Source organism: Nocardioides sp. LHG3406-4 (assembly GCF_049897745.1).
Taxonomy (GTDB): domain Bacteria; phylum Actinomycetota; class Actinomycetes; order Propionibacteriales; family Nocardioidaceae; genus Nocardioides.
The window spans coordinates 478,863-491,615 of sequence record NZ_JAFCWV010000002.1 but is presented as its reverse complement, the minus strand read 5'-3'; the positions used below and the strand labels follow the sequence as shown (position 1 = coordinate 491,615).

The window sequence follows — 12,753 nt, the reverse complement described above, 5'->3', positions numbered from 1 at the left end:
GCCGGGTCAGGCCGTCGCCGGCACCCGCGACCTGAGCAGCGAGACGACCGCCTCGGCCAGGGCCACCGGGTCGATCGGGTGTGAGACGGCGGCCTCGGCCCGGGACCAGGTGGCCAGCCAGGCGTCCTGGGGCCGGCCGGTCAGCACCAGCACCGGCGGGCACTGGAAGATCTCGTCCTTGAGCTGCTTGGCGATGCCCATGCCCCCGGCCGGGACGGCCTCGCCGTCGAGGATGGCGAGCGCGATGCCACCGGCGTCCATGTTCTGGATCACGACCGGCTCCGTCGCGACCTCGACGTACTCGAGCTCCGGCAGATCGGGGTGCGGACGACGACCCAGCGCGAGGATGACCTGCTGACGGGTGTCGATGTCGTCGGAGTAGACCAGCACCCTCAGGGGCGCGGTCCGGGCGGCGGCTGTGTCGGTCACGGCGCCGATGCTACCGGTCCGGGGAGCGCGCGGCATCGGCGGCCGCTCGCTCCTCCAGGAGGTCGAGCCGGCGGTCCTCGCGCTTCGCCTCCGCCATCGACGAGCGCACCCACTGGGTGAAGAGCACGGCGAAGAAGACCAGCCCGATCAGGTCACCCGACGCCCACAGGAGACCGCCGGCGACGTGCTGGTCGTCCATCGCGTCGGGCAGCCACGCGCCCATCGGCCCCTCCCGCAGGGCGAGGTACCACTCGCCGCCGATCAGCGTCGACTGGCCCATGATCGTCACGCCGAGGAACGCGTGGAACGGCAGCGTCAGCACCGTCAGCAGCATCCGGGCCGGGTAGCCCACCCGGCCCGGCACCGGGTCGATGCCCATCAACGGCCAGAAGAACAGCGACCCGACCAGCACCAGGTGCACGTGCATGAGCTCGTGGACGTACGCCGAGCGCAGGCTCGCGTCGTACCAGGGAGAGAAGTAGAGGGCCCACGGGGAGAGGACGTACAGCGCGAAGGCGAGTGGGGCGAAGGAGAGCACCTTCGCGACCGGCGAGTGCAGGAGGGCGAGCAGCCAGCGACGCGGTCGCGCCGGCAGCGTGCGCAGGGCCAGCGTGACCGGGGCCCCCAACGCCAGGAACAGCGGCACCACCATCGACAGGATCATGTGCTGGACCATGTGGGCCGACAGGAGGGTGGTGTCGTAGCGCGCGAGACCCGAAGCCGTGGCGAACAGGAACGCGCCCATCCCCACCGCGACGAAGGCGACCGTGCGACCCACCGGCCAGCGGTCCCCGCGCCGCCGCATCACGGCCACGCCGACGAGATAGAGGCCCGCCACCCAGACCGTGATCACGAAGGGGACCGGGTCGAGCCCCCAGTCGGTGAACACCCGGCCGAGCGTGATCTCGGGCAGGTCGGGCGGGGCGCTGGACACCCTGTGAACAATATGACCACGAAACGGGAGGGGCCCAGGTGCCCCTCGGTCATGGCTACCGACATAATGACTTCGTGGCCACCGCGACGACGATTCCGGCATCCCGACTACACGGGCACCACGACCGACCAAGCATGGTCAGCGTGGGCACGATCATCTGGCTCTCGAGCGAGCTGATGTTCTTCGCTGCCCTCTTCGCGTCGTACTTCACGATCCGCGCGGTCAGCACCGACCTGTGGGCACAGGAGACCGAGAAGCTCAACGTGCCGTTCTCGTCGGTCAACACCGTGATCTTGGTGCTGTCGTCGCTGACCTGCCAGCTGGGCGTCTTCGCGGCGGAGCGCGGTCAGGTCGGCCGCCGGGGCTCGATCCTCAAGGTCGGCGGCTGGGGCCTGCGCGAGTGGTTCATCCTCACCTACATCATGGGCGCCATCTTCATCGGCGGCCAGGCGCTCGAGTACGCCGAGCTGATCCACGAGGGCGTGACGATCCCGAGCTCGGGCTACGGCACGATGTTCTACCTCACCACCGGCTTCCACGGCCTCCACGTCGCCGGCGGGCTCGTGGCGTTCCTCTTCGTCCTCGGCCGCACCTACATCGCCCGCAAGTTCACCCACGAGCAGGCGGTCAGCGCCATCGTCGTGTCCTACTACTGGCACTTCGTCGACGTGGTGTGGATCGGGCTGTTCGCCACGATCTACCTGATCAAGTAAGCCCCCGGATCCGGACCTGACAAGGACTCAATGTGCGTCTCCTGAACCGAACTGCAGGTCGCCTCTCACGGCACCGGCGCGCCCCGCTCGCCGGCGTCGTGCTCCTGCTCCTCGGCCTCCTCCTCACCGGTGGGCTCTACACCGCCTTCTCTCCCGCGCAGGCGCAGGAGCAGGAGAGCGACGCCGAGCTCGCCGCCCAGGGCCGCGAGCTCTTCCTCGTGGGCTGCTCGTTCTGCCACGGCCAGAACGGCGAGGGCATCTCGACCGTCCGCGAGGGCAAGCAGATCGGTCCGTCGCTCGTGGGCGTCGGCGCCGCTGCCGTCGACTTCCAGGTCAGCACCGGCCGGATGCCGATGGCCCAGCCCGGTGCTCAGGTGCCCCGCAAGGAGCCCGTCTACACCGACGAGGAGGTCAGCGCCCTCGCCGCGTACGTCGCCTCGCTGGCGCCCGGCCCCGACATCCCCGACGCCGACGACTACAGCATCGACGGGCTCTCCGACGAGGAGCGTGAGGCGGCCATCGTCCGTGGCGGCCAGATCTTCCTCACCAACTGCACGGCGTGCCACAACTTCAACGGCTCCGGCGGAGCCATGCCGCGCGGCGGCTACGCCCCGTCCCTGCACGGCGTCGAGCCCCGCTTCATCTACGAGGCCATGCTGACCGGCCCGCAGAACATGCCGAACTTCAGCAACGGCAACCTCTCGCCCGAGGAGAAGCGCGACGTCATCGCCTACCTCGGCAGCATCCAGGAGACGCCCGAGTACGGCGGCTTCGGTCTCGGCGGCCTCGGCCCCGTCTCCGAGGGCCTGTTCGCCTGGATCGTCGGCATCGGCGGCCTGGTCGGCTTCGCCGTGTGGATCGCGGCGCACACGACGCGCAGCACGAAGAAGAAGGTGGACGCATGAGCGACACGCACGATGGCGTGCCTGCGGTCGGCTCCCACGCCAGCGCAGTCCCCGCCACCACCCAGGAGCCCATCGCCGACCCCGGTCTCCCGCCGCACGTCTGGCGGCCGACCGACGTCGACGACCGGCTGGGCAAGCGCGCCGAGCGCCAGATCGCGACCTTGTTCTTCCTCTCGATGGTCTGCGGTGTGCTCTTCGTCATCGCCTACTTCAGCCTCGAGATCGGCGACTCCGTCGACACCTTCGCCGGCCTGGGCGCCTCCACGGTGGCCCTCGGCCTGGCCCTCGGCGGAGCGCTGCTCTTCATCGGCATCGGGGTCATCCAGTGGGCCCGAAAGCTGATGGCCGATCACGAGATCATCGAGATGCGGCACCCGGGCCGTTCCTCCGACGACGACCGCGCGGCCACGCTGGAGGCGCTCGACACCGGCATCATGGAGTCCGGGATCGGACGCCGCCCGCTGGTGCGCAACTCGCTGCTCGGCGCGGTCGGCCTGCTCGGCCTGCCGGCCGTCGTACTCCTGCGCGACCTAGGCCCGCTCCCGGGCGACAAGCTGGCGCAGACCATCTGGAAGCCCGGCATGCGCGTGGTCCGTGACGTCGTCGGCACGCCCATCAAGGCGTCCGAGATCGAGGTCGGCGACCTGGTCAACGCCGCGCCCGAGGCGCTGTTCCCCACCGAGGAGAACGGCTACGAGGAGATCGAGGGCGTCCCGCTGCAGGTCCAGAAGGCCAAGGGCGCGGTCATCGTGGTGCGTATGGAGCCCGACGACATCGTCCCCGGCCGCGGCCGGGACAACTGGTCGGTCAACGGCATCCTCTGCTACTCCAAGATCTGCACCCACGTCGGCTGCCCGATCTCCCTCTACGAGCGCACCACCCACCACGTGCTGTGCCCGTGCCACCAGTCCACCTTCGACCTGGCCGACTCGGCACGGGTCATCTTCGGCCCCGCCGCCCGTCCCCTCCCGCAGCTGCCCCTGGCTGTCGACGACGAGGGGTATCTTGTTGCACAGAGCGGCTTCACAGAGCCCATCGGGGCCAGTTACTGGGAGCGTGAGAGGCAATGAGCGTCGACACCAGCAAGGTGGCCACGACCAACGCCGGCAAGCCCGCCACCCCCAAGAGCAGCGGTCGGGCCGGGAGCATCGCCACCTGGGCCGACGAGCGCCTGGGCCTGGCCACCGTCATGAAGAAGAACCTGCGCAAGGTCTTCCCCGACCACTGGTCGTTCATGCTCGGTGAGATCGCGCTGTGGAGCTTCGTCGTCCTGCTGCTGACCGGCGTGTTCCTGACGCTGTGGTTCACCCCCAGCATGGGCGAGGTCGCCTACCAGGGCTCCTACGACCAGCTTCGCGGCATCCACATGTCCGAGGCCTACGCCTCGAGCCTGAAGCTCTCGTTCGACGTGCGCGGCGGCCTGCTCATGCGGCAGATGCACCACTGGGCCGCGATGCTCTTCGTGGCGTCGATGATGGTCCACCTGCTGCGCGTGGCCTTCACCGGAGCGTTCCGCAAGCCCCGCGAGCTCAACTGGGTGATCGGGTGCCTGCTCCTCCTGCTGGGCACGCTGGAGGGCTTCACCGGCTACTCCCTGCCCGACGACCTGCTCTCCGGCACCGGCATCCGCGCCGCCGACGGCTTCCTGAAGGCCACCCCGGTGGTCGGCAGCTACATGTCGTTCTTCCTCTTCGGCGGTGAGTTCCCGGGCGACGCGATCATCCCCCGGCTCTTCACCATCCACGTGCTGCTGATCCCGGGCCTGCTCCTGGCCCTGATCGCCGCCCACATGCTGCTGCTCGTCTACCACAAGCACACCCAGTGGCCCGGCCCCGGCCGCACGGAGCAGAACGTCGTCGGCTTCCCGATGCTGCCGGTCTACGCCGCCAAGGCGGGGGGCTTCTTCTTCATCGTCTTCGGCGTCACCGCGGTCATGGGTGCGCTGCTCAGCATCAACCCGGTGTGGAAGTTCGGTCCCTACGACCCGACCAAGGTCACCGCCGGCTCCCAGCCGGACTGGTACATGGGCTGGCCCGACGGCCTGCTCCGGATCATGCCTGGCGTCGAGTCGGTGATCTTCGGCTACACCATCTCGTGGAACGTCATGGTGCCGATCCTGATCCTGCCGCCGCTCATGCTCGGCATCGTGATAATGCTGCCGTTCGTCGAGGCGTGGATCACCGGCGACAAGCGCGAGCACCACCTGCTGCAGCGTCCTCGCAATGCTCCGACCCGGACCGCGGTCATGGTGTCGCTGATGACCTTCTACGGCCTCGCCTGGGCCGCGGGCGGCAACGACATCATCGCGATCAGGCTCAACCTGAGCATCAACCAGATCACCTACTTCATGCGCGCCGCCATCTTCATCGGCCCGCTGATCGCGTTCGTGATCACGCGTCGCTGGTGCATCTCGCTCCAGCGCCACGACAACGAGACGCTGCTCCACGGCTATGAGACCGGCGTGATCATGCGGTCGGCCGACGGCGGCTACACCGAGCGGCACCTGCCGATCGACGAGAAGCGTGCCTACACGCTGACCGCGCGGGACCGGGACGAGATCTACGAGCTCGAGTCCGACGTCGACGCCAACGGCGTGGCGGCTCCCGGCACCCGTGCCAACTCGATGCGGGCCAAGCTGTCCAAGGCGATGTTCGGCGCCAACGTGCAGAAGCCGACCGCCGAGGAGCTGGCCGAGGCCCATCACCACGCGGAGCACGAGCACGAGCTCCAGGCCGGCCTCGACCACGCGGCGGACGGTCACCAGTTCGACGGTCACCATGCCGTCGACGGTGAGGAGCTCCGCTCGCACTGAGGTGCGCCAACCAACCGCTCAGGGCCCGGACCAGTGATGGCCGGGCCCTGAACCGTCCGGAGGATCAATGAGCACAGTCAGCTTCGGCCTCGACACCTTCGGCGACGTCACGGTCGACGAGCACGGTCAACGGCTCTCGCACGCGCAGGTCCTCCGGAACACCGTCGAGCAGGCGGTGCTGGCCGACTCGGTGGGCGTCGACGCGTTCGGAGTCGGCGAGCACCACCGCGACGACTACGCCGTGTCCGCGCCCGAGATCGTGCTGGCCGCTGCGGCCGCCCGCACCGAACGCATCCTGCTGGGCACCGCGGTCACCGTGCTGTCCTCCGACGACCCGGTCCGGGTGTTCGAGAAGTTCGCCACCCTCGACGCCGTCTCCTCCGGCCGCGCCGAGATCACCCTGGGCCGTGGCTCCTTCACCGAGTCGTTCCCGCTGTTCGGCTTCGACCTGGCCGACTACGAGGCGCTCTTCGAGGAGAAGCTCGACCTGTTCAACGCGCTGCTGTCCGAGACGCCCGTGTCCTGGTCCGGGCGCACCCGGGCGCCACTGGTCGACGCCGACGTCTACCCCAAGACCGAGTCCGGCCGGCTCTCGGCCTGGATCGGCGTCGGCGGCTCACCGGAGTCGGTGGTGCGTGCCGCGCGCTACGGCATCCCGATGATGCTCGCGATCATCGGCGGCGAGCCGGCCCGCTTCGCGCCGTACGCCGACCTCTACCGGCGGGCGCTGACCGAGCTGGGACAGGAGGCGCTGCCGCTCGGCGTGCACTCCCCCGGCTTCGTCGCCGACACCGACGCGGAGGCCCGGGAGCTGCTCTTCCCGCACTTCAAGGCCAACCGCGACCGCATCGGCCGGGAGCGGGGCTGGGCGCCCGCGACCCGCGAGGGGTTCGAGGCCGAGGCCGACCACGGCGCGCTGTTCGTCGGCTCGCCCGAGACGGTCGCCACCCGGATCGCCGACACCGTGCGCACGCTCGGCCTGTCGCGCTTCGACCTGAAGTACAGCAACGGACCGCTCCCGCACGACCAGCTGATGCGGACCATCGAGCTCTACGGGCGCGAGGTCATCCCCCGGGTGCACCAGCTGTTGAGCGACGACTGAGGCAGCCTCAGGAGAGCGCCGAGCCGGCCTTCCAGTCGGCGTACGACGCGTTCCAGTCGCCATATCCGTTGTCGAGCGTCATCGGCCGGTCGGTGCCGGTGTACTCGACGACGTCGCCGCGCTTGGACCGGTCGTAGAGCCACTTCGCGTTGGCCGTGCTCATGCCGGTGCAGCCGTGGCTGACGTTGGCGTAGCCCTGCGACCCGACCGACCACGGAGCGGCGTGCAGGAACTCACCGGAGTAGGTCACCCGCATGGCGTACTCGACGTTGTCGAGGTCGTAGCCCTCGGAGCTGTCGTTGGCGATCCCGATCGTCTCGGAGTTCATCCGGCGGCTGCGGAACTTCTCCATGATCACCTTCACGCCCGAGCGGGTGGTGAACCCGGCCTTGCCGGTGGTGATCGGCGTCGTCTTGGCCAGCTGACCGTTGATGAACGTCTGCATCTGGTGGGTCTGCGCGTTGACCTTGCTGATCACGGCGTCTCCCACGTGGAAGGCGACCTGGCGGCTCTCCTGGCCGTAGACGCCGCCGCCGGCGGGCACGCTGTTGATGTCGACGTCGACGGTCACGTCGGTGCCGGCCTTCCAGTAGCTGCGGGGACGCCAGTGCGCCTCCTGGTCGCTCAGCCAGTGCCAGGCGCCGGGCTGGGCCGGAGTGCTGGTGACCTCCATGTGCTTCTCGAACGCAGCCTTGTTGGTCACCGGGATGTCGAACGTCACGACGACCGGCATCCCCACGCCCACCGTCTCGCCCTGCAACGGCGCGACAGAGGGAAACGTCTGCTGGTCGAGGGTCAGGTCCCTCGTGGTGGCGCTGGCGTGCACCTTCTGCGTGGACCCGTCGCTGCGCTCAGCCGAGCCCGAGGCGGTGTACGTGGTGCCGGGCTCGAGGCGCCCGGTCGCGGTCCAGGAGGTCCCGTCGGGCCCGACCTCGCCCTGGAGCGGACCCTCCGGGGACGACACCTTGAGGTTGCGCAGGGTGCCCTGCTGGGCCGTGAAGACCAGGCCCTGGTCGATGGCCAGGCCGTCCTTGTGGGCCGCCGCGAGCTTGACCTTCGGCGCGGGCGGGGACGAGGAGGGCGCCGGGGCGGCATCGGGCTCGCCGGTGATCGAGTCGGTCGCATCACAGGCAGCGAGACCTGTCAGTGCGAGTGCGAGTGCGAGTGCGGCCACCAGGACACGGCGACGGCGCGGAACGGCTGCGGACATGCGTGACTCCCCCAGGCGAGATCGTGGATCGATCCCAGAGTAACCCGGCACCCCACGATCTACCTGATCGCCAGATCGCGGGTCGCTGACCCCGACCGGGCGGGGTGGTTCAGTGCGCGTGCTCGCCGCGGTAGTACTCGAAGATCCAGCCGCTCAGCGCCACGGCGCCGAGGGCGAATCCGATGATGACCAGCCACCACTCGGCCATGGCGACGCCGAAGACGATCAGCCCGAGCGTGGCACCGCACCACAGCGGCCACCAGGAGTACGGCGGGAAGAAGCCCAGCTCGCCTGCCCCATCAGCGATCTCGGCGTCCTTGCGGTCCTCGGGACGCGGCTCCATCTTCGCGGCGTGGAAGCCGAGGTAGAGCGAGACCATCAAGGTCAGCAGCGTCGCCATCGTCAGCGCGGACGTGCCGGTCCAGTCACCGGTGATCACCCAGTAGGCGGGGCTGACCAGCACCAGGAAGATGGTGGTGATGATGAAGATCCAGGCTTCCACCTTCATCGGTTGTCACCCTCTCCGTTGTCGATATCGGTGCCGGTGCGGTCCTCGAGCATCTCTCTGCGACCCTCCACGTCGGGCGCGTCGGCCACCCTGCCTTCCCGCTCGGCATCGTTGACCTCGAGCTCCATCGCGGCGACCTCGGGGTGGTGCAGGTCGAAGGCGGGCGACTCGGAGCGGATCCGCGGCAGCGTCACGAAGTTGTGGCGAGGCGGTGGGCTGGAGGTGGCCCACTCGAGCGAGCGGCCCCAGCCCCACGGGTCGTCGACGGCGACCTTCGGCGACTTGCGGGACTGGTAGACGTTGTAGAGGAACGGCAGCGTCGAGGCACCCAGCAGGAACGCCCCGATCGTGGAGACCTGGTTGAGGGTGGTCCAGCCGTCCTCGGTGCGGTAGTCGGCGATGCGTCGCGGCATGCCCTCGACACCGAGCCAGTGCTGGACCAAGAAGGTGGTGTGGAAGCCGACGAACAGCAGCCAGAAGTGCACCTTGCCGAGTCGCTCGTCGAGCATCCGCCCGGTCATCTTCGGCCACCAGAAGTAGAACCCGGCGAACATCGCGAACACCACGGTGCCGAACACGACGTAGTGGAAGTGCGCGACCACGAAGTAGGAGTCGGAGACCTGGAAGTCGAGCGGGGGGCTGGCCAGGATGACACCGGTCAGGCCGCCGAAGAGGAACGTGGTGAGGAAGCCGATCGACCACAGCATGGGGGTGTCGAAGGACACCGATCCGCCCCACATCGTGCCTATCCAGTTGAAGAACTTCACGCCTGTGGGTACGGCGATGAGGAAGGTCATGCCGGAGAAGAACGGCAGGTCGACCGCGCCGGTGACGAACATGTGGTGCGCCCACACGGCCACCGAGAGGATCGCGATGCCGAGCGTGGCGCCGACCAGGCCGACGTACCCGAAGATCGGCTTGCGGCTGAAGACCGGCAGGATCTCGGAGACGATGCCGAAGAACGGCAGGGCGATGATGTAGACCTCCGGGTGCCCGAAGAACCAGAAGAGGTGCTGCCACAGGATCGGGCCGCCGTGGGAGCTGTCGAAGACGTGGGCGCCGAGCATCCGGTCGGCCTCGAGCGAGAGCAGCGCGCCGGCCAGGATCGGGAACGCGATCAGCACGAGCAGGCTGGTGACCAGGGTGTTCCAGACGAAGAGCGGCATCCGGAACATCGTCATGCCGGGTGCGCGCATGCAGATGATCGTGGTGATGAAGTTGACGGCACCCAAGATCGTGCCGAGGCCGGCCATCCACAGCCCCATGATCCATAGGTCGCCACCGACACCGGGCGAGTTCACGGCATCGGAGAGCGGTGTGTAGGCGAACCAGCCGAAGCTGGCCGCGCCGCTGGGGGTGAGGAAGCCGGAGGCGGCGATGAGCCCGCCGAAGAGGAACAGCCAGTAGCTGAACATGTTCAGCCGCGGGAACGCCACGTCGGGAGCGCCGATCTGCAGCGGCATGATGACGTTGCCGAAGCCGAAGAACAGCGGGGTCGCGAACAGCAGCAGCATGATGGTGCCGTGCATGGTGAAGAGCTGGTTGTAGACCTCTTCGTTGACGATCTGCTGGCCGGGGAAGCCCAGCTCCGAGCGGATCAGCATGGCCATCACGCCGGCGATCAGGAACCAGGCGAACGACGTGCCGAGGTAGAGCTTGCCGATCAGCTTGTGGTCGGTCGTGGTGAGCACGCGCACGACCTGCTGGCCCAGCGGCTTGCGGCCCGGGGCACTGGTGCCCACGCGGGCGTCCGTGGTGGTCACTCGCTGCCTCCTTCTTCGTGTGCGTCGTCCTCGAGCCCGGCCTGGGTGCGCGCGTCGGCCCCGCCCAGGAGGGGCTGGTCGGCGATGAAGCCCTCGTCGGCGAGGTCTTCCAGGTAGGCGTCGTAGTCAGCCTTGCTGACCACCTTGACGTCGAAGATCATCCGGGCGTGGTAGGTGCCACAGAGCTCGTAGCACTTGCCGTTGTAGTCGCCGATCTTGGTGGGCGTCACCTGGAACCGGTTGATGCGGCCCGGGATGACGTCCATCTTGAACAGGAACGCGTCGACGCCGAAGTCGTGCACCACGTCGGGCGACTGCAGGTTGAACTGCACGGTCTCGTCGACGGGCAGCACGAGCGTGGGGATCTGCGAGCCGCTGCCTGCGGTGTAGGGCGTGCGGCCGCCCTCGCCCTGGTCGGTGTAGTTGAAGGTCCACGACCACTTCTGGCCGACCACGTCGACCGTCAGGTCGGGCTCGGGGTCGAGATCGACGAGCTTGTTCTGGACGTCGACGGTCCAGTAGAAGAAGACGACGACCATCATGATCGGCGCGATCGTGTAGAAGATCTCCAGAGGCAGGTTGTAGCGCGTCTGCACCGGGATGTCGTCGTCGTGACGGCGGCGGAAGCGCCACACCGTGTAGAAGATCAGGCCCCACACCAGGACGCCGGTGGCGATCGCGGCCACCCACGCCCACTGCCAGAGCTCGAGGGTGAACGGCGCAGTCTCGGTCGCGGGCTCGGGCATCCCGATCCTGGCGAGCTGGTCCTTCTCGAAGGCATCGCCGCACCCACTGAGGGTGAGCAGGGCGAGTCCGAGCACGGTTGCAGCTGCGGCCCTCTTGAGCGGCGCAGTTGCCCGCGACGGGAGTTGCAGACCCACGAACGAGCCTCTCTCTCGGTCAATCACGTATGAGTCGAACAGTATCCGAATCGGCACCGGCAGGAGCGAGCGGGTGGCCCGGTAGGTTCGGCCTGTGACCTTTCCCTCCCGGGACGAGACCTCCCCCACCGGGGGTGGGACCTACGCAGACCTGGATGCCGCGTCGTCCGAGCCGCTGCACCCCGCGGCGCGCCAGGTGCTGCTCGCCGCGATCGACCAGGGGTACGCCGACCCGCGCCGTCTCCACCACGGAGCCCGGACGGCCCGGCTGCTCCTCGGCAACGCCCGCGAGGCCGTCGCCGGCAGCCTCGGCGTACGCACCGGCGAGGTGACGTTCACCGCCAGCGGCACCGACGCCGTGCACCGTGGCCTGCTCGGCCTGATGCGCGGCCGCGAACGGGCCGGCCGCACCCTCGTGCACTCGGCCGTCGAGCACTCCGCGGTGATCCACGCCGCCCGCTGGGCCCAGTCGCCGACGCGGGTCGTCCCCGTGACACCGCAGGGACTCGTCACCCCCGAGGCCGTCATGGGGGCGCTGGCCGAAGCCGGCGAGCCCGTCGGGGTGCTCGCCGTGCAGCACGCCAACCACGAGGTCGGCACGGTGCAGCCGGTCGCGGACATCGCGGCCAGCACCGACGTACCCCTGTTCGTCGACGCCTGCGCGTCGGCGGGGCGCCTCCCCCTTCCCGACGGCTGGGCCGTGGCGGCCGGCTCGGCCCACAAGTGGGGCGGGCCGGCGGGTGTGGGGCTGCTGCTGGTCCGCACCGGCGCCCGCTGGCGCAACCCCTTCCCGGGCGACGACCGGGTCGACGAGCGCAGCAGCGGCTTCGAGAACGTGCCGGGCGCCCTGGCCGCGGCCGCCGCGCTGCAGGCCGTGGTGGCCGAGCGCGACGAGCGCAACGCCCGCGAGCACGCGCTCGTCGAGCGGATCCGGCAGGCTGTGGCGCAGCTGCCGGACGTGGAGGTCGTCGGCGAGCCGGTCGGGCGGCTGCCGCACCTGGTCACCTTCTCCTGCCTGTACGTCGACGGCGAGGCGCTGGTGCACGAGCTCGACCGGCGCGGCTTCGGCATCGCCAGCGGGTCGGCCTGCACGGCCTCGACCCTCGAGCCGTCGCACGTGCTGGCCGCCATGGGCGCGCTCACGCACGGCAACGTCCGGCTGGCCGTCGGGCGCGGGACGACCGACGCGGACGTCTCAGCCTTCCTGGCCGCCCTGCCCGACGTCGTCACCGAGCTGAGAGCGCGGGTCGGGCTGTGACGCCCGACCTGGAGATCGACTGCCGGGGCATGCTCTGTCCGATGCCGGTGATCGAGCTCGCCCGTCGCATCGCCGAGGTGGAGGTGGGCTCGGTCGTCGGCGTGGTCACCCGCGACCCGGCGGCGCGGATCGACGTGCCGGCCTGGTGCCGGATGCGGGGTCAGGAGTACGCCGGCGAGGACACCGCCGAGGACGGCGAGCCGCGTTATCTGGTGCGGCGCAGCGCCTAGGGGTGACC

13 protein-coding genes are annotated in these 12,753 nt (G+C 69.3%); 7 read left to right on the top strand and 6 right to left on the bottom strand.

The annotated features are described in order from the left end of the window. Positions 1–6: 6 nt before the first annotated feature. Together ACP7BP_RS08425 and ACP7BP_RS08420 are read right to left on the bottom strand one after the other, a co-directional pair. A complete protein-coding gene (locus ACP7BP_RS08425) occupies positions 7–429 on the bottom strand; it encodes a hypothetical protein (protein WP_426244124.1) in 423 nt (140 codons plus the stop codon). A gap of 10 nt (positions 430–439) precedes the next feature. Then, positions 440–1,363 carry a cytochrome c oxidase assembly protein gene (locus ACP7BP_RS08420; protein WP_426244123.1) on the bottom strand — a complete coding sequence of 308 codons (924 nt, stop codon included), beginning with the start codon at positions 1,361–1,363 and terminating at the stop codon, positions 440–442. A 92-nt stretch (positions 1,364–1,455) separates the two neighbouring features. Between ACP7BP_RS08420 and ACP7BP_RS08415 the strand changes: the two genes are divergently transcribed. The 5 genes from ACP7BP_RS08415 (at position 1,456) to ACP7BP_RS08395 (ending at position 6,895) form a co-directional block, all read left to right on the top strand. Continuing rightward, positions 1,456–2,076: a cytochrome c oxidase subunit 3 gene (locus tag ACP7BP_RS08415; RefSeq protein WP_426244779.1), complete on the top strand. Its 621-nt coding sequence runs from the start codon at positions 1,456–1,458 to the stop codon at positions 2,074–2,076. A gap of 32 nt (positions 2,077–2,108) precedes the next feature. Further along, positions 2,109–2,981: a c-type cytochrome gene (locus ACP7BP_RS08410; protein WP_426244122.1), complete on the top strand. Its 873-nt coding sequence runs from the start codon at positions 2,109–2,111 to the stop codon at positions 2,979–2,981. Then, entirely contained in the window at positions 2,978–4,051 is a 1,074-nt protein-coding gene (locus ACP7BP_RS08405) for a Rieske 2Fe-2S domain-containing protein (protein WP_426244121.1), read from the top strand. Before ACP7BP_RS08410 ends, ACP7BP_RS08405 begins: the two co-directional genes overlap by 4 nt. Beyond that, positions 4,048–5,793, top strand: a complete 1,746-nt coding sequence (locus tag ACP7BP_RS08400; RefSeq protein WP_426244120.1) for a cytochrome b — start codon at positions 4,048–4,050, stop codon at positions 5,791–5,793. The genes ACP7BP_RS08405 and ACP7BP_RS08400 overlap by 4 nt, the downstream gene beginning before the upstream one ends. A gap of 67 nt (positions 5,794–5,860) precedes the next feature. Continuing rightward, a complete protein-coding gene (locus ACP7BP_RS08395) occupies positions 5,861–6,895 on the top strand; it encodes an LLM class flavin-dependent oxidoreductase (RefSeq protein ID WP_426244119.1) in 1,035 nt (344 codons plus the stop codon). A gap of 7 nt (positions 6,896–6,902) precedes the next feature. Here the strand turns inward: ACP7BP_RS08395 and ACP7BP_RS08390 are convergent, their stop codons facing one another. The 4 genes from ACP7BP_RS08390 to coxB all read right to left on the bottom strand — a co-directional run bounded on the left by ACP7BP_RS08390 (position 6,903) and on the right by coxB (position 11,197). Continuing rightward, entirely contained in the window at positions 6,903–8,105 is a 1,203-nt protein-coding gene (locus ACP7BP_RS08390; protein ID WP_426244118.1) for an Ig-like domain-containing protein, read from the bottom strand. 109 nt (positions 8,106–8,214) lie between these two features. After that, entirely contained in the window at positions 8,215–8,613 is a 399-nt protein-coding gene (locus tag ACP7BP_RS08385; protein WP_426244117.1) for a cytochrome c oxidase subunit 4, read from the bottom strand. Continuing rightward, on the bottom strand, positions 8,610–10,376 hold the full coding sequence (gene ctaD, locus ACP7BP_RS08380; RefSeq protein WP_426244116.1) for a cytochrome c oxidase subunit I: 1,767 nt from the start codon (positions 10,374–10,376) through the stop codon (positions 8,610–8,612). The genes ACP7BP_RS08385 and ctaD overlap by 4 nt, the downstream gene beginning before the upstream one ends. After that, positions 10,373–11,197 carry a cytochrome c oxidase subunit II gene (coxB, locus tag ACP7BP_RS08375; RefSeq protein WP_426244115.1) on the bottom strand — a complete coding sequence of 275 codons (825 nt, stop codon included), beginning with the start codon at positions 11,195–11,197 and terminating at the stop codon, positions 10,373–10,375. The genes ctaD and coxB overlap by 4 nt, the downstream gene beginning before the upstream one ends. Before the next feature lie 154 nt (positions 11,198–11,351). On the opposite strand from coxB, the gene ACP7BP_RS08370 reads away from it, so the two are divergent. Together ACP7BP_RS08370 and ACP7BP_RS08365 are read left to right on the top strand one after the other, a co-directional pair. After that, on the top strand, positions 11,352–12,515 hold the full coding sequence (locus ACP7BP_RS08370; protein WP_426244114.1) for a cysteine desulfurase family protein: 1,164 nt from the start codon (positions 11,352–11,354) through the stop codon (positions 12,513–12,515). Further along, entirely contained in the window at positions 12,512–12,745 is a 234-nt protein-coding gene (locus ACP7BP_RS08365) for a sulfurtransferase TusA family protein (RefSeq protein WP_426244113.1), read from the top strand. Before ACP7BP_RS08370 ends, ACP7BP_RS08365 begins: the two co-directional genes overlap by 4 nt. Positions 12,746–12,753: the final 8 nt, after the last annotated feature.